The 23,122-nt window shown below is 44.4% G+C and carries 14 protein-coding genes; 12 read left to right on the top strand and 2 right to left on the bottom strand.

Annotated features, from left to right (window positions below; translation table 11 throughout):
- Positions 1-294 precede the first annotated feature (294 nt).
- From ACBR23_RS04010 to ACBR23_RS03995, 4 genes are all read left to right on the top strand, one after another.
- Positions 295-3,498 carry an EAL domain-containing protein gene (locus ACBR23_RS04010; RefSeq protein WP_371121500.1) on the top strand — a complete coding sequence of 1,068 codons (3,204 nt, stop codon included), beginning with the start codon at positions 295-297 and terminating at the stop codon, positions 3,496-3,498.
- 329 nt (positions 3,499-3,827) lie between these two features.
- Positions 3,828-5,417 carry a glycoside hydrolase family 57 protein gene (locus ACBR23_RS04005; RefSeq protein ID WP_341739617.1) on the top strand — a complete coding sequence of 530 codons (1,590 nt, stop codon included), beginning with the start codon at positions 3,828-3,830 and terminating at the stop codon, positions 5,415-5,417.
- 251 nt (positions 5,418-5,668) lie between these two features.
- Positions 5,669-11,989 (top strand): AAA family ATPase, encoded by a 6,321-nt coding sequence (locus tag ACBR23_RS04000; RefSeq protein WP_371118513.1) that lies wholly within the window; start codon positions 5,669-5,671, stop codon positions 11,987-11,989.
- Positions 11,990-11,993: 4 nt separating this feature from the next.
- Positions 11,994-13,493, top strand: coding sequence for a response regulator (locus ACBR23_RS03995; RefSeq protein WP_371117813.1), 1,500 nt, complete (start codon positions 11,994-11,996; stop codon positions 13,491-13,493).
- A 19-nt stretch (positions 13,494-13,512) separates the two neighbouring features.
- Here the strand turns inward: ACBR23_RS03995 and ACBR23_RS03990 are convergent, their stop codons facing one another.
- Together ACBR23_RS03990 and ACBR23_RS03985 are read right to left on the bottom strand one after the other, a co-directional pair.
- Positions 13,513-13,944, bottom strand: coding sequence for a DUF6335 family protein (locus tag ACBR23_RS03990; protein ID WP_371118512.1), 432 nt, complete (start codon positions 13,942-13,944; stop codon positions 13,513-13,515).
- Between the two features lie 204 nt (positions 13,945-14,148).
- Entirely contained in the window at positions 14,149-14,355 is a 207-nt protein-coding gene (locus ACBR23_RS03985) for a hypothetical protein (protein WP_341732659.1), read from the bottom strand.
- Positions 14,356-14,520: 165 nt separating this feature from the next.
- Between ACBR23_RS03985 and ACBR23_RS03980 the strand changes: the two genes are divergently transcribed.
- From ACBR23_RS03980 to ACBR23_RS03945, 8 genes are all read left to right on the top strand, one after another.
- Positions 14,521-14,931: a peptide chain release factor 1 gene (locus tag ACBR23_RS03980; protein WP_371118511.1), complete on the top strand. Its 411-nt coding sequence runs from the start codon at positions 14,521-14,523 to the stop codon at positions 14,929-14,931.
- Positions 14,932-15,291: 360 nt separating this feature from the next.
- Positions 15,292-16,143 carry an ABC transporter permease gene (locus ACBR23_RS03975; protein ID WP_371117816.1) on the top strand — a complete coding sequence of 284 codons (852 nt, stop codon included), beginning with the start codon at positions 15,292-15,294 and terminating at the stop codon, positions 16,141-16,143.
- Between the two features lie 104 nt (positions 16,144-16,247).
- On the top strand, positions 16,248-17,102 hold the full coding sequence (locus tag ACBR23_RS03970) for an ABC transporter permease (RefSeq protein ID WP_371118510.1): 855 nt from the start codon (positions 16,248-16,250) through the stop codon (positions 17,100-17,102).
- A 50-nt stretch (positions 17,103-17,152) separates the two neighbouring features.
- On the top strand, positions 17,153-18,214 hold the full coding sequence (locus ACBR23_RS03965) for a PotD/PotF family extracellular solute-binding protein (protein ID WP_371118509.1): 1,062 nt from the start codon (positions 17,153-17,155) through the stop codon (positions 18,212-18,214).
- A 39-nt stretch (positions 18,215-18,253) separates the two neighbouring features.
- Entirely contained in the window at positions 18,254-19,342 is a 1,089-nt protein-coding gene (locus tag ACBR23_RS03960) for an ABC transporter ATP-binding protein (RefSeq protein ID WP_371117819.1), read from the top strand.
- A gap of 76 nt (positions 19,343-19,418) precedes the next feature.
- Positions 19,419-20,276 carry a thiazole synthase gene (locus tag ACBR23_RS03955; protein WP_371117820.1) on the top strand — a complete coding sequence of 286 codons (858 nt, stop codon included), beginning with the start codon at positions 19,419-19,421 and terminating at the stop codon, positions 20,274-20,276.
- 69 nt (positions 20,277-20,345) lie between these two features.
- Entirely contained in the window at positions 20,346-20,513 is a 168-nt protein-coding gene (gene psb34, locus ACBR23_RS03950) for a photosystem II assembly protein Psb34 (RefSeq protein ID WP_015177107.1), read from the top strand.
- A gap of 327 nt (positions 20,514-20,840) precedes the next feature.
- Positions 20,841-23,051: a tetratricopeptide repeat protein gene (locus ACBR23_RS03945; protein WP_371117821.1), complete on the top strand. Its 2,211-nt coding sequence runs from the start codon at positions 20,841-20,843 to the stop codon at positions 23,049-23,051.
- The last annotated feature ends 71 nt before the right edge of the window (positions 23,052-23,122 follow it).

Raw genomic sequence — 23,122 nt, 5'->3', positions numbered from 1 at the left:
ACAGGATGCAAAGCAAAAGCACAGAGAACATAAAGAGAAGTTCACAAATCATTTAAGATTGCTATATACTATTACATATTTCATGGTAAGGACTGCCTCAACTCAGTCACCATTAGTTAGTCAAAATATTGATCGGAAAATAAATAATCTTGCTAAATTCAACCCCATCTACCAAATGTTAAATCAACCACCATCAATATAAAAAATAAAACCCCTCACCAATTCCCCCCTGCTAAATGTAATATGTTAGAGCGCAACCACCATAATAATTTACTAAATAAATCCCCAAAAGCTATGTTAAATTTATTGATTGTCGAAGACATGGCCGAAGATATAGAATTAGTGGTAATCGCCTTAGAAACAGGAGGAATAAAATTTACCTTTGACACAGCTCAAACTGCAAATGAGTGTAGAGAACTGCTCCAAAATGGCAAAGAATACGATGCTGTATTGTCGGATTACAGGCTGCCCGGTTTCAACGGTTTAGACTTGTTGAAAATGATGCAGGAATTAGAGCGCAACATACCTTTTATTTTAGTAACAGGAAGCTTGGGAGAAGAAGCGGCAGTTGAGTGCATCAAATCAGGCATGACAGATTACTTATTAAAAAGCAGATTATTTAGACTGCCAACAATATTAGAAAGATCCCTCCAAGAATATCAAATGCGCGCCCAGCGACAAGAAGCGATCGCCAAAATTCAACGACAAGCTCAGAAAGAAGCGATCGTCAACCGCATTGTCCAAGCCATGCGCGAAACCCTAGTGCTAGACGAAGTGCTACAAACCACCGCAGATCAGCTCCATGAAGCTTTTGAAACTAGCGGCTGCGGGATTTTGCAGCCAGATGCTGACGGGGGTATCATAGTTCGCTACATGAGCAAATCAGCAGACAAACAACACCTCGTGGGGCTAAATTGCGACTTTGCCGAACACTACCGCTCCTCCCTCGCAGCAGGAGAAACCCTAGCCCTCGACGACTTATCCAAGCTCTGTCCGTCTCTGCAAGCATCAGCAGAGATTGTAGGGTTTCAGGCAGTGACGATCGCACCACTGCTCTACCAGCAGTCATTTTTGGGAGGAATTTGCCTCTACCAGTGCGATCGCACCCGCTCTTGGAGTGCAGAAGAAGTATCCCTAGTCAAAGCTATAGCAGATCAGTGCGCGATCGCCATCCACCAAGCCGAACTCTATCAGCGAGCCCAAACCGAACTAGCAGAACGCAAGCGTGCCGAAGCAGCAGTCCTTGGCATCCAGCAGCAGCTAGCAGCAATGGCAGCCAACATCCCCGGCTCCGTTTACCGCAGCATCATCCATCCCGACGGCAGGATCTCCCTGCCTTACATCAGTCCGGGGGTGCGGGAAGTGACTGGCATCGAGCCATCCGAGGTGATGGCGCGTCCCGAAATCTTGATGGAAATCATTCATCCAGAAGACAAAAGCTCCTTTGACCAAAGCGTAGCAGCATCCAGTGCCAGTCTTGAACCGTGCGATCGCCAATACCGCATCATTTTGAAAACCGGGGAGGTGAAATGGGTGCAAGACAACGCCCGGTTTTCCAAAAACGAAAACGGCGACATCATTATCGACGGAGTAGCCCTAGACATCAGCGGACGGAAACAGGCAGAAGAAGCACTGCGTCAAAGCGAACAGCGTTTTCGATCCCTGATCGAAAACGCTACAGACATCACGATCATTCTCGACGGAGAAGGCACATTTCGCTACATCAGCCCTTCCGTCAAGCGAATTTTAGGATACTTACCCCAAAAGACGATCGGGCGAAGCGTTTTTGAAACCGTTCATCCCGAAGACGGAGCCCTGATTACCGAAACACTCAAAAAAGTAATTCAAAACCCCAAGACAAGTGACTCCCCTGTCGAGTACCGAGTCCGCCACCGCAACGGCTCATGGTGTTGTTTAGAAGCAGTAGCCACCAACTTGCTACACGATCCGGCAGTCAAAGGAATAGTAGTCAACTGCCACGACATCACCAAGCGCAAACTCGCCGAAGAACAACTACTCCACGATGCCTTTCATGACGGCCTCACTGGACTGCCCAACCGAGCCCTATTTATCGATCGACTCGAACACGATCTCAGACTCGCCCAAAGACGCAAAGAATACTTATTTGCAGTGCTGTTTCTGGATTTAGATAGATTTAAAGTAGTCAACGATTCCCTCGGCCACGCCATCGGCGACCAACTGCTAATCGCCAGCGCGCGGCGTTTAGAAACCTGTTTGCGGGTGGGAGATACAGTGGCCCGCCTCGGAGGCGACGAGTTTGCCATCCTGCTAGAAGATATTGACGGCATCAATGAAGCCAATAATATTGCCCATCGCCTCCAACAAAGAATCAGCGCTCCCCTGGTTCTAGACGGAAACGAAGTATTCATCACCGCCAGCATCGGTATCGCCCTGAGTTCCGTCGAATACATCGAATCGACAAATCTGCTGCGCGATGCCGACACCGCCATGTACCGCGCCAAAGGACTAGGCAGAGCCCGCCACGAAGTATTCAACAGTTCCATGCACGCCCACGCTTTGCGGCTATTGCAGCTAGAAAACGACCTGCGACGCGCCGCGGAATCGATTCGAGACCGCCCCAGAGAAGAAGATGAGGGACAAGAGCAACTTGGGGAATACAGAACCTCAGAAGACTCCACCAAACCCCTTCTCTGTCTCAAATTCCCCAAACCTTCCTTACCTCCCTTGTCCCCAGCGCCCCAGTTTATTATTCACTACCAGCCCATAGTCTCGATCGCCACCAACACCATTACCTGTTTTGAAGCCTTAGTGCGGTGGCAGCATCCAGAACGAGGATTAGTTTCCCCAGCCGAATTCATCCCAGTCGCCGAAGAAACCGGACTGATCGTACCCCTCGGCCGCTGGGTGCTGCGTACAGCTTGCCAGCAAATCCACCAGTGGCAGCAGCTATTTCCCAGCAACCCCCCCCTGAGTGTCAGCGTCAACCTTTCAGTCAAACAGTTTTCTCAGCCAGACTTAATTGAATACATCGACCAAGTGCTAGAAGAAAGTGACCTAGACGGCAGCAGTTTAAAACTAGAAATTACAGAAAGCGTACTCATAGAAAATTCCGAATCAGTTACCGCCATGCTGGTGGAACTCAGATCCCGCAACATACACCTGTGCATCGACGATTTCGGTACCGGCTATTCATCCCTCTCCTATCTGCACCGCTTTCCGACCAATACCTTAAAAATAGACCGTTCTTTTGTCAGCAGAATGGGAGTAAAATTTGATATCAGCAAAGGAGAGATTGACCCCACAGAAATTGTGCGATCGATCGTTACTTTATCGCACAATTTAGGCATGGACGTAGTAGCGGAGGGAGTCGAAGAAGCGACACAGCTTGACCTGCTCAAAGGGTTAAAATGCGAGTACGCCCAGGGATACTTTTTCTCAAAACCTCTAGACTCTCAAACAGCAGCAACCCTCATCCGACAGCAACAAGAAAATCAGAACTTGCTGACATTGAGCTAGCTCGGAAACGGCAATTTAAAAAACACGGCACTTTGTGCGTCCCATTTACAAATAAATGGGTCTGAAGCCCCGTCCTTCGGCAGCATCCCGATTTTGCATAGGCTCTCGCATGACCGCTGTAAATCTCTGGTTATCACTAATAAATTGTCTGCGGTCATGCGAGAGCCCCTACGAATATACTTGCAAAATAGAGATGCACCCCGTCCTTCTAGGACGGCTTGAATTTTTCCTAATTTTATTAGCAATATCTAGTACAATATAAAATCTTAAGATATTGTAAAACAGTTCCTAACTCGTGTCAGTTTATTAACTGCTGGATCAAAACAATTATGACTACTGGCTACCTCGCCCTCGTGCTCCACGCCCACCTACCCTTTGTCCGCCATCCCGAAAGCGACTACGTTTTAGAAGAAGAATGGCTGTTTGAGGCGATCGCCGAAACCTACATTCCTCTGCTACAAGTCTTTGAAGGGCTAAAGCGCGACGGCATCGACTTTAAAATTACCATGAGCATGACACCGCCCTTAGTGGCCATGCTGCGTGACCCCTTGTTGCAAGACCGATTCGACGAGCACCTGGCAAAACTCGAAGAATTAATCGAACTGGAAAGGTCGCACAACAGCGGCAACGGTCATCTCCGCTACTTAGCCGAACACTACGCCACCCATTTCTCTCAAGTCCGCAACTTCTGGGAAAGGTACGATCGAGATTTAGTCACAGCTTTCAAACAACACCAAGACACCAACAACCTCGAAATCATCACCTGCGGTGCCACCCACGGCTATTTACCGCTGATGAAAATGTACCCAGAAGCAGTTTGGGCACAAATTCAAGTAGCCTGCGACAACTACGAAGCCAACTTCGGCCGTCGCCCCAACGGCATTTGGCTACCCGAATGCGCCTACTACGAAGGCTTAGAGCGGATGTTAGCCGATGCCGGCTTGCGATACTTCCTCACAGACGGTCACGGCATCCTCTACGCCCGTCCGCGCCCCCGCTACGGTAGCTACGCCCCCATTTTCACCGAAAGCGGAGTAGCAGCATTCGGTAGAGATCACGAATCTTCCCAGCAAGTTTGGTCCTCGGAAGTCGGCTATCCAGGTGCAGCAGAATACCGAGAATTCTACAAAGATTTGGGCTGGGAAGCAGATTATGAGTACATAAAGCCCTACATCATGCCCAACGGCCAGCGGAAAAATACCGGGATTAAGTATCATAAAATCACCGGTCGCGGATTAAGTTTAGGCGACAAACAGTTATACGATCCATACTGGGCGAGGGAAAAAGCCGCCGAACACGCCAGCAACTTTGCCTTCAACCGCGAACGTCAAGTCGAACACCTCAACGGCATCATGCAGCGCCCACCGATTATTGTTTCGCCCTACGACGCAGAACTTTTCGGTCACTGGTGGTACGAAGGGCCTTGGTTCTTAGACTACCTGTTCCGCAAGAGTTGGTATGACCAAAATACCTACGAGATGACCCATTTGGCAGATTATTTGCGCGCAAATCCGACTCAGCAAGTTTGTCGCCCCTCCCAGTCTAGTTGGGGATATCGCGGTTTCCATGAGTATTGGTTGAACGATACGAATGCTTGGATTTACCCCCATTTGCACAAGGCTGCGGAACGGATGATTGAGTTGGGAAGTATGGAACCGGAAGATGAGTTGCAGTCTCGTGCTTTGAATCAGGCGGCGCGGGAAGTGTTGTTAGCTCAATCTTCTGACTGGGCATTTATCATGCGTACAGGGACAATGGTCCCCTATGCGGTGCGACGGACTCGATCGCACTTAATGCGTTTTCACAAACTGTACGATGAAGTAAAAGAAGGGAAAGTCGATTCCGGTTGGTTGGAGAAAGTTGAGGAAATTGACAATATTTTCCCTGAAATCAACTATCGCGTTTATCGATCGCTTTAAACAGTTATATTACTCGTCCCCAGGGTCTGTGGGCCTGGGGACGCTCCTCCCCATCAAGCCATCCATTCAACTCTCCTCGCCTCATGTCCCCCCTTAATCCTAGGGGGACATAATAGTTCATGAGTCCCTTTTCTACGCGATATTACTTAGATATTCAGGCTTATTTAAGACCAAGCTATATACTTAATGACAATCCTAAAGACTCCATACTATAATCTAGTAACCTGTCCCCACATCTAAATGATTAAAATATGATTTTCCTAACCGGGTATCAAATAACTGAAAAAGTTTATGCGGGAGTCAATACGGTTATTTATCGGGGAATCTGGGAAAAACATAACTTGCCTGTCATTGTCAAAACACCGATCGCAGAGTATCCCACTCTCGAAGAAATTACTCGGTTGAGACACGAATATAAAATTAGACAACCCCTCGAAAACATAGAAGAAATTATCAATTGTTATCGGACAGAAAATCATCAAAATGGGATTGCGCTAATCTTAGAAGACTGCGGGGGTCTGGGTTTATCTAATTTTCTGACAACTACCAAACTGAATCTCAAAGTTTTTTTAGAAATAGGTATTCAGCTCGCAAAGGGCTTGGGCAATATTCATCAGCATCAAATAATTCACAAAGATATAAAACCTCAAAATATCATCATAAATCCCAGCAATAATTGCGTCAAAATAACTGACTTTAGCATCGCTTCCCGCTTGATTAGAGAAAACGCAACTGCCAGCTATTCTAACTTGCTCGAAGGCACGTTAGCTTATATGTCGCCCGAACAAACTGGTAGAATGAATCGGGCGATCGACTATCGCAGTGATTTCTATTCGTTAGGTGTCACTTTTTATCAGATGCTGACTGGTGAATTGCCATTTAGTGCGATCGACCCTTTAGAATTAGTTCACTGTCACATCGCCCGCACAGCACCCTCTCCACACAGTTTAAATCCCGAAATTCCCGAAGCAATTTCTGGCATCGTGATGAAATTGTTGGCCAAAACGGCGGAAAATCGCTATCAAACTGCTGAAGGTTTAAAATTTGACTTAGAATTCTGTTTGGCGAAACTGCAAGCTAATGGCAATATATCTGATTTTACTGTCGGAAATGCCGATCGGGCCAGTCAATTGCTCATACCTCAAAAACTCTACGGTAGAGAAACCGAAGTAGCTGCTTTACTCAGCGCTTTTGAGAGAGTTAGCGGTGGAAACCCCCCCCAACCCCCCCTTGGTAAGGGGGGGCTTTTGGAGCTTTGCCAAAGCACTGAAGAACCCCCCCAACCCCCCCTTGGTAAGGGGGGGCTTTTGGAGCTTTGCCAAAGCACTGAAGAACCCCCCCAACCCCCCCTTGGTAAGGGGGGGCTAAGAGAGCGAATTCCCGTGGGTAATGGGGGGCTGTCGGCACTTTCTTCACCCCCCTTAGCAAGGGGGGCAGGGGGGGTCGAATTGATCCTGGTTTCTGGTTATTCGGGTATCGGCAAAACTGCGATCGTCAATGAAGTGCAGAAACCCATTGTACGCCAACGTGGTTATTTTATTTCAGGGAAATTCGACCAATTCAAACGTAACATTCCCTACGCTTCTCTGATTCAAGCATTCCAATCATTAATTCGGCAGTTACTAACAGAAAGTGACGCATCTATCCAGACTTGGAAAGAGAAACTGCTAACCGCTTTGGGAAGTAACGGGCAAGTTGTTGCAGACGTGATTCCCGAAGTCGAACTAATTGTTGGAAAACAGCCGGAAGTCCCGCAATTGGGGCCGACAGAATCGCAAAATAGATTTAATCGGGTGTTTAAACAATTCATCAGCGTGTTTGCTGCACAGTCACACCCGCTGGTGATTTTTCTGGACGATTTGCAGTGGGCAGATTCGGCATCGCTGAAATTAATCGAACTGTTGATTACAGACTCAGATAGCAAATATTTACTAATTATTGGAGCTTATCGAGATAATGAAGTCAGTCCCACCCATCCGCTGATTCAAACCATAGAAAAAATCGCAGAAATACCACAACTAGGAATACAGCCAATTGTTAGCAACATCATTCTCGATCCTTTAAGTTTGAGTCATGTCGAAGAATTAATTGCGGATACTTTGGACAGTCAAATTACTCAAAAAATCGAGCTGTTAGCAGAGCTACTTTTTAACAAAACCCAAGGAAATCCGTTCTTTTTAACTCAGTTGCTGCGAGCACTTCATCAAGAAAACTTGTTAGTTTACGACTTTCAATCCGGTGCGTGGCAGTGGGATCTGGAACACATTCAAGCTATTGGAATAACTGACTGCAATGTCGTAGAGTTGCTTGCTCGAAATATTAAGAAATTGCCCGCAGCGGCACAGTCAGCATTAAAATTAGCTGCTTGTATTGGCAACCAATTTAATTTAGAAGTGCTGGCAATTGTCAGCGAAAAATCTCAGAAGGAAACAGCATTAAACCTCTGGGATACGCTTCAGGCAGGCTTGGTTTTGCCACTGAGCAATGATTACAAAATTCCGCTGGTTTTTGAAGGCACAGAAACTGGGCTGGCTGGGCTGCAAGATGTGAAGGTTGATTATAAGTTTTTGCACGACAGAGTGCAGCAAGCAGCTTATTCTCTGATAGCTGAAGAGCAGAAACAAGAAACTCACCTAAAAATAGGTAAATTGCTGCTGCAAAATACTCCTCCTGAAGCACGCAAGGACAATATTTTTGCACTGGTAAATCAACTGAATTTCGGTATTGGGGCAACCACAGGGGGATTGCCCCTACTGACATCTGAACCGGAAAAATGCGAGTTAGCTGAACTCAATCTCATAGCGGGTCAAAAAGCGAAGGCGGCAGCAGCTTTTGAACCTGCTCTCAGGTATTTTAATCTGGGAATTGAACTCCTAAACTCTCTCTCTGGCACTGGTGAAGAGTCAAGTGAAATTCAGTCAAGTTGGCAGAGTCATTATCACTTGACGCTGATTTTGCATACAGAGGCAATGGAAGCAGAATATCTTAATACCAATTTACCGCAAGCAGAAACTCTGGGCGATTTAATCTTGCAGCAAGCTACTACTCAGCTAGATGCGGTAAAGGTATACGAGATTAAAGTCCAAATGTATATAAACACCTGGCAGTTCCCCAGAGCTTTGGATACTGGGTTGCAAGCTTTGGAAATGATGGGTTTCTCTCTGGCAAAAATCCAGGATTTGGCTAGCCATGAGGTGATACTACCCCAGTTTGAAGACTTAGAAAACCTGCCCAAAATGACCGAACCGGAGCTGATAGCAGTAATCAAGTTACTGCAATCTCTTAATGTTGCTGCTTTGTCTGTCAAACCAGAGATTGGCTTCCAAATTGTGGTATGTCAAGTTATTCTCTGCATTCAAAGAGGTTATTCTGACATCGCTGCTTTATCTTATGTTTGGTACGGCACGTTACTGTGTGCAGTTGGAGAGATTGAAAAAGGATATCATGCAGGACAACTGGCTGTGAGATTGTTAGAGCAATTCGATAGCAAGCCGCTTATATGCCCGGTCTACAATACGTTTAACTATTTTATTCGACACTGGAAAGAACACGCTAAAGAAAGTTTGGCACAGTTACAGGAGGCGCTGCAAAATGGACTTGAGTTTGGCTCTCTGGACTATGCTTCTTATGGTATTAATAATTATTGCCTCAACCTATTTTGGACTGGGGGCCTGCTCGAATCGCTATTGAACAAGCAATTGTTATACGTAAATTTAATTGAAAAGATTGGCAATGCCTACGTGGCAATGGAAATTAATGTATTGAGACAATTAAATTTAAATTTGCAAGGTTTAGCAACTGACAAGTATCGGCTGACTGGAGAGGCAATTGATGAAGTAACTTTGCTGCCGCAGTTCCAAGCTGCCAATAGTGCTTGGACGCTTTTTCATGTGTATCTATATAAAGGAATTCTCTTTTATTTATTGAAAGATGGTGCGGGGGCTGTGGCTAACATCTCGCAAGCATTGGCATACATTAAATCAATCATGGGGATTATGTCGGTTGCAGTCCACAATTTTTACTATTCCCTTTCTTTATTAGCTGTATATCCAACTGTCGCTCCTCAACAACAAGCAGAATATTTGCAGCAAGTGGAAGCAAATCAGAAAAAGATGCAGGATTGGGCTTTCCACGCACCGATGAATTATCAGCATAAATACGAGTTGGTGGAAGCAGAAAAGGCGCGGGTGTTGGGAGACAAAGATCGGGCGATCGAGTTTTACGATCACGCAATCGAAAATGCCGCCGCCCAGGGATACATTCAAGAAGAAGCTTTAGCCAATGAATTAGCCGCCGAGTATTATCTCTCTCTCGGTAGGGAGAAAGTTGCGAAAACCTACATGACTGATGCTTATTACGGCTATATCCGCTGGGGCGCGAATGCAAAAGTTGCTGATTTGGAGGAACGATATCCTCAGTTAATTGTACGGATGCCGGAGATTGACACTTATTTAGGCAGTAATAATTTCACTCTTACTGCGACTTCTTCCACCGTCATCGAGAGTCAAAAATCTCTGGATTTCGATACAGTCATGAAAGCATCTCTTGCTATTTCTGGTGAAATTGTTCTAGATTCTTTGCTAGAAAAATTGATGGGAATTTTGCTGGAAAATGCCGGGGCGGAAACAGGGTGTCTGATCGCGTCAAAATATGGTGAGTTTGTCGTAGAAGCAGCGGGAGAAGTTGATGGCGATGTGCGGGTGCTCTCAGGCGCGGGATTGGACTATGCGTATCCGCGATCGCTAATCAATTTTGTCGATCGCACTCAGCAAGATATCGTGCTAAATGATGCCCGCAGCGAGGCTATTTTCAACAATGACCCCTACATCGTGGAGCACCAGCCCAAATCGCTGTTATGCGCGCCGATCGTCTATCAAGGCAAATTAACCGCGATCCTATATCTGGAAAATAACTTAACAACCGGCGCTTTTACAGCCGATCGCTTGGAAGTTTTGAAGCTGCTTTCTTCCCAAGCTGCGATCGCCCTGGAAAATGCCCGTCTCTACGCTAACCTAGAAACAGCCAATCAACAATTAGCCGAGTCCAACTTGACTCTCGAAGCAAAAGTTACACAGCGCACCCAAGAATTATCCGAAAAAAATACGTTGTTGTCTCAAGAAATTCAAGAAAGGCAAAAAGCCGAAGCAGTAGCACAATCTGCCAGTCGTGCCAAAAGTGAATTTTTGGCTAACATGAGCCACGAATTGAGAACACCATTAAATGGCATTTTAGGTTACGCTCAAATTTTCCAACGAGACAAACATTTGACCGAACAGCAACAAGATGGAATTCGGATTATCCACCGCTGTGGTGAACATTTACTCGCTCTAATTGAGGATATTTTAGACCTGTCTAAAATCGAAGCGCGGAAAATGGAACTAAAACCGACAGAGTTGGATTTTGCCGAATTTATTCATAGCGTAACAGCTATTTGTCGCATTCGGGCTTCCCAAAAGGGAACGGCTTTTAACTGTGAATATTTGTCGTCTATTCCCAAGGCGATTGCGGCTGATGAAAAGAAGTTGCGACAAATTTTGATTAATTTAATTGGCAATGCAATTAAGTTTACTGAAGTTGGTGGCGTTACTTTTAAGATCTCAGTATTGGAGAGGACAGTCGCCCTGACTAACCTGAAGATTCGATTCCAAATCGAAGATACTGGTATTGGCATCGCTACTGATGAATTGTCAAAGATATTTTCGCCTTTTGAACAGGTAGGAAATACTCGTCGCCATACCGAAGGAACCGGATTGGGATTAGCAATTAGCTACCAATTAGTGGAGATAATGGGTGGGGAACTCAAGGTAGAAAGCACTTTAGGAAAAGGTAGTGTTTTCTGGTTTGAGTTAGAGCTACCGGAAGTTAACGGCGGCGAAATAAATAACAAGTATTCTGCAAAAATAATTAAGGGTTTCAAGGGTGTTAATAAAAAACTTTTGGTGGTCGATGACAAGTGGGAAAATCGGTCAGTTTTAGTGAATTTACTCGAACCGTTGGGCTTTGAAATAGTTGAAGCAACCGATGGGCAAGATTGTTTGAATAGAGTGCAGGAATTTCAGCCGGATTGCATTTTAATTGATTTAGTGATGCCGGTGATGGATGGATTTGAAGCGGTGCGGCAAATTCGCAAGTTGCCGGAATTTAAGCATACGATCGCGATCGGTACTTCTGCTAGTGTGTATGAAGCTGAGAAGCTAGTAAGTTTGGCAGCAGGATGCAATGCTTTTATTCCCAAACCGATCCGGGTGGAGGAGCTTTTAGATTGCCTAGAAGTTCATTTAGGTTTAGAATGGATCTATGAGGAATTAGAAAATCGGCTCACGGACTCTGAACTCCCCCACAGTCAATCAAAAATTGAGCCTGAAGAAATGATTGCTCCTCCGACAGAAGTAATCGCCATACTGTTTGATTTAGCGATGATGGGAGACTTGGGAGGTATTCAAAAAGAAGCAGAAAAATTAAAAAATATCGATTTTAGATATGTGCCTTTTGCCAACCATTTAAATCAATTAGCAAAGGATTTTGAAGAAGCAAAGATTTTAGATTTAGTACAAAAATACAGGAATCAGTGAAAATATGAGCATTTTACCGTTGGAACAGAACATCATATTAATCGTCGATGACAATGCAAATAATTTAGCAGTGTTGTTTGATTTTTTGACGGCATCGGGGTTTAAAGTGTTGGTGGCGAGAACGGGGGAAAGCGCTATTACAAAAGCTGAGTATTCGATGCCGGATTTGATTTTGCTGGATGTGCTGATGCCACCTGGAATTGACGGCTTTGAAACTTGTCAGCGTCTGAAAGCTAATGATAGTACAAAAGACATCCCGGTAATTTTCATGACGGCGCTAGATGAGACAGAAAATAAAGTAAAAGGGTTTGATTTAGGAGCAGTTGATTATGTTACTAAACCGATTCAAAATGAAGAAGTGTTAGCACGCGCCAAAGCACATTTGAGCATTAGTAATTTGACGAAAAAACTTCAAGCTCAAAATGAGCAGATGCAGCAGGAAATTGCCGATCGCCAACTAGCTCAAGTCAGCCTGCGACAACTAGCTGAGCAATTGGAAAAACGAGTAGCAGAACGCACTGCGGAACTTTCTGACACTAACGATCGGCTGAAACAAGAGGTTAAAGAGCGACAACAAGTGCAGGAAAATTTGCAGAAATCTCTGTTAGAACTCCAGCAGGCTCAAACTCTTCTAATTCAAAACGAAAAAATGTCAGCTTTGGGACAAATGGTAGCGGGTATTGCTCACGAAATTAACAATCCCGTGAATTTTATTTGCGGCAATCTCAACTACGTTCGCGACTATACTCAAGATATTTTGACTGTACTAAATCTTTACCAGAAGCACTATCCAGATCCACCAGTGGAAATAGAAACAAAATCAGAAGCGGTGGATCTACAATTCATTAAAAAAGATTTGATTAAGATGCTGGATTCGATGCAGGTTGGAGGCGATCGCATTCGGGAACTCATTTTCTCTATGCGCTATTTTTCGCGGCAAGAAGGGCTAGAGATGAAACAAATTAACCTCCACGAAAGTATTGACAGTACGCTGATGATTTTGAAAAATAGGTTGAAGTTCAAGCCGAACCGCCCCACCATTGAGGTGATTAAAAAGTATTCTTCTCAGGTGGTAACTGTAGAGTGTTTGGGCGGCGAAATAAATCAGGTATTTATGAATATCTTGGCTAATGCGATCGACGCGATCGAAGAATTTAGTATTCAGGGAAATACTGATGAAATTAAACCAAACCCCTACCTGATTCAGATTAGCACTGAACTCAGTAAATACAACACAGTAACTATTAAAATTTCTGACAGCGGGGCGGGAATTAGCGAGGAAGTGCGGGGGAAAATATTTGACCCATTTTTTACTACGAAGCCGATCGGCAAAGGTACGGGAATTGGGCTGTCAATTAGCTGGCATATTGTAGTAGAAAAGCACGGGGGGATGTTGCGGTGTACTTCCATTCCGGGAAAAGGGACTGAATTTGCGATCGAGTTACCAATTCAACAGCAAGTCCGAGACATAACAGCCTCTAGTCCCCAACCTGCGGGTTATTAAAAACTGCAAGTTCGATCGATTAAATTGTTGAATCCGATCGTTTTTGATAATCTTGGGCCGAACTTGGGTCTAGTTCCCAGCGATGGTCATCTCGATGTTCTAGCATTTCTGTTGTTTCTAAAATAGCCCCATCGGCCATTTCTATCCCCGCCGCAACTCCGAGTTCATCCACCATATTCAGGTCAGGATTTGGAGCGCTTCCCCCCACCAATTCCTCACCAGTGGCACTTTCTTGTTCCGCAGCAGCCACATCGCCATCGCTCTGGCTGATTGAGGTAGTGGCTGAAGTGTATTCCGAACTGTGGTCATTCAGAGTCGAGATCTCGTCTTCACTCAATCCCGGTTCCTGGATCGCTCCGGTGCCGTAAGATTCGGTAATTTCTTGAGGTAATTCGTCCCAATTATCTGCTTCTTCTATTGCTTTTTCTGCGGTTGTCTTATGCTTTTTCACGATACTTACTCCTATTTTTTGAGCGCCGTTGAATTGAAAAATTAAGCTGTTTTCCAGGTTCCTTTCCCCCTGCATTATTTGTAATTGCTATTTTGGTGATTGACTTCTATCTACGGCAATATTTTTAATTTATATTAGCTCTTTCATTAGGAGTAGCGATCGCCTTTTGTCACAGGCGATCGCTCTTTGATGCTCAGGCTAATTCTATTCCGGGAAATCAGGAATTACCCATTTGGGGGGTGCATTCCGTTTTTTTCTCACCGCTTCCTCCGCTATCTCCAGGATTTTGTCGAGGGAAGTATTTTCAATAAAACTTGACGTTGCCGCTGCGTATTCCCGCTTCGGGCACTTGTCGCCCAAAACGCAGCCATTGACGCAAGCTACAGCACAATCGACACTGTTTTCCACCATAACTTTTTTCCTTGACGCTTCTAACAACTAAATAGATACGTACTCTTGGTTAATTTGTCAAGAGACTTGCCTCTATCTTTATTTTACTTTACAAAGCACAATCAAAGGGCGATCGACTCCGGTAAATTACTCTAAAATCTAAGTAACCTACATAATCTCTAGCTCATGAGCGATTTTCTGCGCCGCTTAAAAATTTTACCTTGGCGAGAAATGCTGCAAATTGCCGCGATCGTCAACTTGACTGTTTTGGGAATAGAACTATTGTTAGCATGGAGTGCGATCGCGATTCCCGCCATCAGCAACGCTCTGATGTTACTCTACAGCTCCTCCCTAGGAACATTGATACCTGTAGTTACAGCCGTGGGAATAGGGGCCCTAGCGGTTTATTTTTTAGAATATTGGCAACAGCAATTTTTACTGAACCGGGCTAATTTGTGGCTTTTAGTTTTCTGTTTAGTCCTAGGTTTATTTTTCAAGTCTCTGCTGTTACCTCCATTTTTCATTAGTTTATCGGAAATTACACCCATAGCAATTGCGGTGGGAGTTTTTTGGAAAGGTAGACCTTATTGGAGATAGTTATGGGTTATTTGTTATATCGTTTCCGGCTGCATCGGAATGATTTAACCGCAGAGAACACAGAGGACACAGAGGGAGAGAATAGAGATCTGAATCATTCAGATGCTACCGGATTTGATATTATGGGTGATTTGTTATTGGTTTTTAGTAACCACTGAAGTCCTTATAAGAAATGACTAAATTCCTGACTAGAAACCTTTGGGACTAACTGGAACAATCAAGGAGAAAATTAAGTCAACTTCCTCTCAAATGTTTGCGATTATCCCGATTTTGTAAGGGCTTCGCCCCTACGAATATATTTGCCAAACACAGATGCACCCAAATGTTTGGCATTGTCCACTGATTTTGTTTAAATTAATAATGACTGTCAAAACACGCCAACAGGCTAACCTATTACTCTTACTATTTCCTGCTACCGCCTGGTTGATAATTTTCTTCATTTTGCCTGTGCTAATTGTACTTTTGTACAGTTTTCTAGAACGTGGAACCTATGGTGGCGTTACTTGGATATTTACTCTCAGCAACTACCAAGGTTTGTTCAGCGGACTTTTTTGGGGGGTAATTGGTCGATCGCTCTGGCTGGCTTTTCTGACAACTGTGGCTTGTCTTTTAGTTGGCTATCCCCTAGCATTCTTGATTGCTACCCGTTCTCCCCGCTGGCGAAATGCCTTACTTTTGCTCGTAATTATTCCATTTTGGACTAATTTTTTAGTCAGAACCTACGCCTGGATTATCTTGCTGCGAAGTGAAGGAGTGATTAACACAGCCTTGCAAAATTTGCATATTATTACCGAACCATTAAATTTGCTATTTACCCCTTTCGCTGTGGCGATCGGTCTAATTTATGGTTATTTACCTTTCATGGTTCTGCCATTGTATTCTAGCATAGAACGATTTAATTTTTCATTAGTAGAAGCCGCTCAAGATTTGGGGGCTAATGATATTCGCACTTTTTGGCGTGTATTTTTGCCTTTGACTACTCGCGGGATTGTTGCAGGTTCGATTCTGGTTTTTGTCCCCGCCGTTGGTGCTTTCGTTACACCAGATATTTTGGGTGGTTCTAAAACAATGATGGTGGGAAATTTGATTCAAAATCAATTTTTAAAAGCCCGTGACTGGCCTTTTGGTTCGGCGCTTTCTATGCTATTGACAGTAATAGTATTGATTCCGGTATTGATTTATTTTCGCCTGTCTGATAAAACAGAAAGTTAACAATTAACTGTTGACTGTTAACTGTTGACTGTTGACTACGCTCATGGAACTGCAACTGACAACCGACAACTGACAACTGACAACTGACAACCGACAACTGACTAATGACTAAACTAGATTTACGTGTTCGGGCGATCGGTAAAAAGTGGCTTTGGATACAAGCTACACTAGCATTTGCTTTTCTCTACCTGCCAATTCTAATCTTAATTATTTACTCCTTCAATAGCTCCAAATTTAACGCCATTTGGCGCGGTTTTACCCTCGATTGGTATCGCAGCTTATTCAGCGATGTCGGTACTCTCGGCATGGCTAGCAGTAGCAGTGCCGGAATTTGGACAGCACTCAACAACAGCTTACTGATTGCTACTATTTCGACTCTGCTAGCAACAGTTTTGGGTACAGCCATCGCCCTCGCACTGGAACGCTTTCATTTTCCGGGGCGCAAAGCAGTAGAAACTTTACTGTTTTTGCCGATAATTATGCCCGAAATTACGATCGGCATTTCGTTGCTAGTTTTCTTTACCCTAGTATTTCGCATCATCGAAAATCTAACGGGAATTCGCCTCAATCTCGGTTTACCTACAGTAATTATCGGTCATGTTACCTTTAATATTTCATTTGTGACTATTACTGTCAGGGCCCGTTTGGCAGAACTAGATCCGATATTAGAACAAGCAGCTTTTGACTTGGGTGCTAACGAATGGCGGACTTTTTGGCGGATTACCCTACCTCTAATTTGGCCTAGTGTTTTTAGCGGGGCACTGCTAGCTTTTACTTTGTCTCTTGACGATTTCGTGGTGACATTTTTTACAACAGGTGTTGGTTCAATGACGCTACCGCTATTTGTTTATGGCATGATAAAATTTGCTGTAACACCAGCGATTAATGCGCTATCCACTTTGATGTTGTTGGCTTCGTTATTGCTGGTTTTGTCCTCATTGAGAATGAAAAAAAGTTAAAAAAATGCTTTTTGTGTCATAATTAATTTCACTTGCCACTAACAAAACCTATGAAACGCCTGCTGACTTTATTATTTTTGTTTATGATTAGTGCCTTAGTGCCTTTTGGGTGTAGCAGCCAAGGTGCTAACCAGCAACAAGTGCTCAGCATTTACAACTATGCCTCTTATATCGCCCCAGATGCGATCGCCCAATTCGAGAAAGAGAACAACGTCAAGATTCAATACGATACTTTCGAGAACAGCGACGCACTTTACGCCAAACTCAAACAGGGAAATCCCGGTTATGATGTCATATTTCCCGCAGATTACATGGTTAAAATTATGGCTAAGGAAAATTTACTCGAACCGCTGAATATTAATAATATCCCTAACCATAAAAACCTAGATAATAAATATATTAATCAAACCTTTGACCCTGGCAATAAATATTCTTTCCCCTATCAGTGGGGGACAATGGGCATTGGCTACAATCTCAAAGTAACTAAGGGCGAAATTAATAGTTGGGCATCAATGTTCGACTCGAAATATGCGGGAAAAATTGCATGGCAAGATGATGCGAGATACACTTTTGCAGGGCTTTTGATTTATTTAGGATTCGATCCAAATACAACTAATCCTGAAGAAATTAACAAAGCCCGTGATTTGTTGATAAAAAATAAAAATTTGATTGCTGCTTTTGTCCCCGATACTGGTCAAACTATGTTAGATCAAGGCGAAGTGAATCTGACAATGGAATGGAGTGGCGATATCTTCCAAGTTATGAAAGAGAATCCTAACCTCCGCTATGCTATTCCGAAAGAAGGAACTATTATCTTTTCTGACAATATGGCTATTCCCAAAGGCGCTGTTCACAAACAGTTAGCAGAGAAATTTATTAACTTTATTTTGCAGCCAGAAGTAGGGGCTAAAATTTCTAATTTTACTCATTTTGGTTCGCCGAATAAAGTAGCCGTAGACAAAGGTTTAATCGACCCGCAAGATTTAAAAAATCCTCAAATATACCCCAAGCCAGAGGTGTTTGCTAAAATGAAATTCTTGCAGGATGTCGGGAAAGCCACTGCATTGTACGATCGAGCTTGGACTGAAGTGAAAGCAGGTGCAGGGAAATAAAATCATGGGATTGCTCTACTAGAGGGAATTTTTAACACAATGCACGCCGTAGAACTCCGGGAAATTTCCAAAGTATTTAAAACTGTTCGCAGCGAAGATTTTTGGGCTGTAGATAACATCAATTTGCAGATTGAAAACAAAGAGTTTTTTTCTTTACTCGGCCCTTCTGGCTGCGGAAAAACTACGACTTTGCGAATGATTGCGGGATTTGAAATGCCGACGACGGGGGAAATTTATATTCACGGTGAAGCGATCCAAAATCAATTGCCATTTCATCGTCCTGTGAATACAGTATTTCAAAACTATGCTTTGTTTCCACACATGACAGTAGCACAAAATGTTGCTTTTGGGTTGGAAATGGAAAAATTATCGAAGCAAATAATTCGCGATCGCCTTGCAGAAGTGTTAAATTTAGTGCAGTTAAATGATTTAGAAAAACGCTATCCCCGCCAACTGTCAGGGGGACAACAGCAACGAGTAGCATTAGCCAGGGCCTTAGTCAAACAGCCTGCGGTTTTGCTTTTGGATGAACCTCTGGGGGCACTGGATTTAAAATTGCGAAAAGAGATGCAATTAGAATTGAAAAAAATTCAGCGCAGGTTGGGGATTACGTTTATTTATGTGACTCACGATCAGGAAGAGGCGTTAACGATGTCGGACAGAATTGCGGTGATGGATGGAGGAAAATTGCAACAAGTGGGAACGCCTGTTGAGATTTATGAATATCCACAAACGCGGTTTGTTGCTGAGTTTATTGGTGAGAGTAATTTCTTGACTGGCCGTGTTGTGTCCAAGGAAAGTGGTACAATTACAGTGTTAGTTGACCAACACTTGCCTGTGTTAGTTGCTACCACTGACGAGCTGCCGGCAGGAAAGGTTGTCACCTTGGTTTTACGACCTGAAAAAGTTGCTATTTATCCGGCTAATTATGAGGCTGAAAATACTTGGCCGGGAACTGTAACAGAGGTGGTTTATATTGGCACTGATACGCGGTATACGGTGCAGTTAACTACGAAAAGCTCGATCGCGATTCGGAGACAAAATTTACACAGAGATGACTTGCAGCGGCACAAAATGGGCGATCGGGTGCAAGTGGCTGTCTCGCCAGACAGTATTTGTATTTTGTGAATTTTTATAAAAGGTGCGGATAATAGTTTATTTGCCCGCTGTCAAGTTGAACAAAAAATTAGGGAGAAATTGAAAAATGAAAGATACTTTTAATGAATTGAAAGAAATTATACAAATACCTAGGGCAACTCCATCTTTTGACAAGCCTCTAATGATTGCTGGCAAAACTTTTCATTCTCGTTTAATGACTGGTACGGGAAAATATCGCAGCATTGCAGAAATGCAGCAAAGTGTGGATGCTAGTAGGTGTGAAATTGTGACTGTGGCTGTGCGGCGCGTGCAAACCAATGCTCCCGGTCATGAAGGATTGGCGGAAGCTCTGGATTGGACTAAAATTTGGATGCTGCCCAATACTGCGGGTTGTCAAACTGCGGATGAGGCGATTAGGGTGGCTCGTTTGGGTAGGGAAATGGCGAAGCTTTTGGGCCAGGAAGATAATAATTTTGTGAAGTTAGAAGTGATTCCTGATGCTAAATATTTGCTGCCAGATCCGATCGGCACTTTGGAAGCAGCAGAAAAATTAGTCAAGGAAGGTTTTGCTGTTTTGCCTTACATCAATGCCGATCCCCTGTTGGCAAAACGCCTAGAAGAAGTTGGTTGTGCGACTGTGATGCCTTTAGGTTCCCCCATCGGTTCGGGACAAGGAATCAACAATGCTGCCAATATTCAAATAATTATTGACACGGTAAAGATTCCTGTGGTGGTGGATGCGGGGATCGGGACACCTAGTGAAGCTGCACAAGCCATGGAAATGGGCGCTGATGCACTGTTAATTAATTCGGCGATCGCCAATGCCCAAAATTCTCCAGCAATGGCAAAAGCCATGGGAATGGCGGCGGAAGCAGGGCGTTTAGCGTACTTAGCAGGTAGAATGCCGATCAAAGATTATGCGATCGCTTCTTCTCCCCAAACAGGTACTGTCACCTCAAAATAAATTCTTGAATTTTCGTAGGCAGTTTTTTGGTAAAGTTGTAAACATCAAAAATACTAAGGATTGTGACTAATGCCTTACATCAAGGACGACGATGGACGCTTGAACAACTTTGCTAAAGAGCCAAAGGTGTATGAAGCCGTACCTCCCAATAAAAACCAGCAACGAAACTACATCATCATGGGTATTGCAGCGGCGATGTTAGTTGCAGGTTTGGTGTTTGTGGCTGCTTCTGTCTAGAAACAGGGCTGAGATTCAAAGCTGATTCAAATCCCGATTTTAAATAACTGTTGAGAAAACCATGTTTCTAGACAAATGGAAACATGGTTTTTGTGCTTCAATAACAAGCAGGAAGCGCTAAAAGTCCTGAGTAACGCGACGCGAGCTGAAAGACTACATAAGACCAAAAGCATTAGAAACAAAAAAATCAGGACGGGGTTGGGACTTGAATTTTCGGTCAAAAATATAGAATAGCTAGTTGAAAATCTACCCTAAACAAGCTCCCGGATTTACCTGTGGGCATAAATCTAAAATCTAAAATCTAAAATCTAAAATCGCCAGACTCTGATGTCTATTCCTTCCCAAAAAGTTTCTAGCTCGAACAAGCTGATTTACCAACGCTTGAAACAGGCACTTGAACTGAATTTGCGCCGTCAAATTTTTATCGCCGCCTGCGATGACTTGTGCTTGCGGGACTGTCTAGCAGCCCGCTTAGAGGCAGAATTGACTGCCACAGCCACCAGCGAAATATTTCGATCGCCGATCGCCTATCCGCGATTTGTCAGCTTGCAACTCAACCTGGGCGATCCGAATCCTTGGGGTGCGATCGCCGCATGGTTGACCGAAAATCCACCGCCCCAAAATTCGCGCAGCTACAGCCCCTTGCCGGGATTTCAAATTTTGGGAGCCGAACACCTGACTCGGCACTCAGCGGCCGTCCAGTGGTCTTTCCTGAGCCATTTGAGAGACATCGAAACCCACTTGCAAGTGTGGGAGTCCACTCTGTTACTGTGGGTGTCGCGACCTTGGCTGAGTTCGATCGAACAGTCAGCCCCGGAATTTTGGCACTGGCGAACCGGAGTATTTGAGTTTGAAGGAGAACCAACACCCTCCCCCCGCCATTGGGACTTCGGAGAGCGGCTGGAATTGGGCGAGGAATTTTTAAGTTCCCAGTCTGGAGAATCCCAAGTTTCCAGTTCCCTATCTCCTGTTACAAATTCTCCCTTAGTAACTCCCAATTCTCCATCCACAACATCCAACTCTCAGTCTATTGAACTAGCAGATTTAGCGCTACCAACACCGGCCCAGGAGTTGACCACTTACAATCGGGCCACCGACGCGGAAAATGTGCAGCAGTTGCAAACTCTGCAATACATTGAACTGTTGCAAGAAAATCAATGTTCCTCCGAATCCTTGGCTTTGGCTTATCAATGTTTGGGGAATTTCTACCGCGATCGCATTCAAGCCGGAGACGCTTCTTGGCAAAACTTAACCATTGCCATTGGTGCGATCGAACAAGTGATTCAATACCTACAAATAGATCCCCACGAACACCAAAATCAACCACCAAATCCCAAATGCACGCTACTAATTGACGAATTTAAACACCACTTAAGTCAATATATTCAGGAGTCAAATAACCTACTGCCAATTTCCGATTTGTGCAACGACCTCGGCACTCTCTACTGGATGTTATCTCGCCTGCAACCAAGCTATACCGAAGGAAATGACACCGAAGGACCCACGACTTTAGATCCAGTATTTTGCTTGTTTCGCAGCATCGGCATCTACCGAGAAGGTTTAAACAAAAAAGATGGGTCTTTGACACTGCAAACCCGTGCCCGATTAAACAAAAATTTGGGCATCGCCTTGGCTGATTTAGCCCGCTATCAAGACAAAACCGAAAACTTGCAGCAAGCAGTTACAGCCTACCAGCAAGCGCTGCTGGATATTGACTCCCGGACGGAACCTCAACAGTATGCAGCGGCTCAGAATAATTTGGCGACAGCATACTGGAGTTTAGCTCAAGATGGTCAGCCGATCGTCTACCTCAAAAGTGCGATCGCCGCTTACTCCCAGGCCCTCATCTGCTACAATCCATCTACAGAACCCCTCAACTATGCAGGAGTGCAAAACAACATTGGTACGGCGTGCTGGAACCTCGCCCAGCATCAACCGGAAGAAATTCTGCTGGTAAGGGCGATCGCGGCCTATCGCGAAGCCTTAAAATACCGCACCAGAGAATTAGCCCCCGCTGCCGCTGCCGCCACTCAAAACAATCTCGGTACAGCTTATTGGCATTTGGCCAACCACTTCCAGCAACAACGCGCTCGGACAGAATCCTTGCAGCAGGCAATTTTAGCCTACGAAACTGCCCTGGATATCGCCTCGCAGCTCGATCGCACCCAACTCACCTTTGACACCTTAGCCGCTCGCAGCAATCTGGGACTAGCCCACTATCAACTAGCTACAGACCCTGATTTGGCGGCCAACAAAGCCGCACAGACACAACATTTAGAAGCAGCGCTGCACCACCAGTTACAAGTTTGCGCCGCCTGGGAACAGCATCTTCAGGACAAAGAGTTAACATATGGAGATAAACTAAATTTACAACCAGACGATGCCAACTCCCAAGCGATCGATGGTCGGCAAACAGCTTTGAGCTATATTGTCAAAACGATTAGAGCTTTCTATAGTGAATGTGGGCTGCCCGGCCAAAATTTAGCCTTATCCAAAGTTCCAGGAGATTTGTTGCCGGAAATTTTGCGTAGGTTATAACTATTAAAAGCTGAATTTTTCCCAGATATGTATCCAGTTTTCTATTATTATGGTTAAACATTCTGCCCTAA

It is taken from the genome of Microcoleus sp., from assembly GCF_041354475.1.
GTDB lineage: Bacteria > Cyanobacteriota > Cyanobacteriia > Cyanobacteriales > Microcoleaceae > Microcoleus.
This window is presented reverse-complemented; position numbering and strand designations above follow the sequence as displayed.

Coding starts and splice junctions, on each gene's coding strand:
- ACBR23_RS04010 (WP_371121500.1), top strand. CDS start 295: ATGTTAAATTTATTGATTGTCGAAGACATGGCCGAAGATATAGAATTA.
- ACBR23_RS04005 (WP_341739617.1), top strand. CDS start 3,828: ATGACTACTGGCTACCTCGCCCTCGTGCTCCACGCCCACCTACCCTTT.
- ACBR23_RS04000 (WP_371118513.1), top strand. CDS start 5,669: ATGATTTTCCTAACCGGGTATCAAATAACTGAAAAAGTTTATGCGGGA.
- ACBR23_RS03995 (WP_371117813.1), top strand. CDS start 11,994: ATGAGCATTTTACCGTTGGAACAGAACATCATATTAATCGTCGATGAC.
- ACBR23_RS03985 (WP_341732659.1), bottom strand. CDS start 14,355: ATGGTGGAAAACAGTGTCGATTGTGCTGTAGCTTGCGTCAATGGCTGC.
- ACBR23_RS03980 (WP_371118511.1), top strand. CDS start 14,521: ATGAGCGATTTTCTGCGCCGCTTAAAAATTTTACCTTGGCGAGAAATG.
- ACBR23_RS03975 (WP_371117816.1), top strand. CDS start 15,292: ATGACTGTCAAAACACGCCAACAGGCTAACCTATTACTCTTACTATTT.
- ACBR23_RS03970 (WP_371118510.1), top strand. CDS start 16,248: ATGACTAAACTAGATTTACGTGTTCGGGCGATCGGTAAAAAGTGGCTT.
- ACBR23_RS03965 (WP_371118509.1), top strand. CDS start 17,153: ATGAAACGCCTGCTGACTTTATTATTTTTGTTTATGATTAGTGCCTTA.
- ACBR23_RS03960 (WP_371117819.1), top strand. CDS start 18,254: ATGCACGCCGTAGAACTCCGGGAAATTTCCAAAGTATTTAAAACTGTT.
- ACBR23_RS03955 (WP_371117820.1), top strand. CDS start 19,419: ATGAAAGATACTTTTAATGAATTGAAAGAAATTATACAAATACCTAGG.
- psb34 (WP_015177107.1), top strand. CDS start 20,346: ATGCCTTACATCAAGGACGACGATGGACGCTTGAACAACTTTGCTAAA.
- ACBR23_RS03945 (WP_371117821.1), top strand. CDS start 20,841: ATGTCTATTCCTTCCCAAAAAGTTTCTAGCTCGAACAAGCTGATTTAC.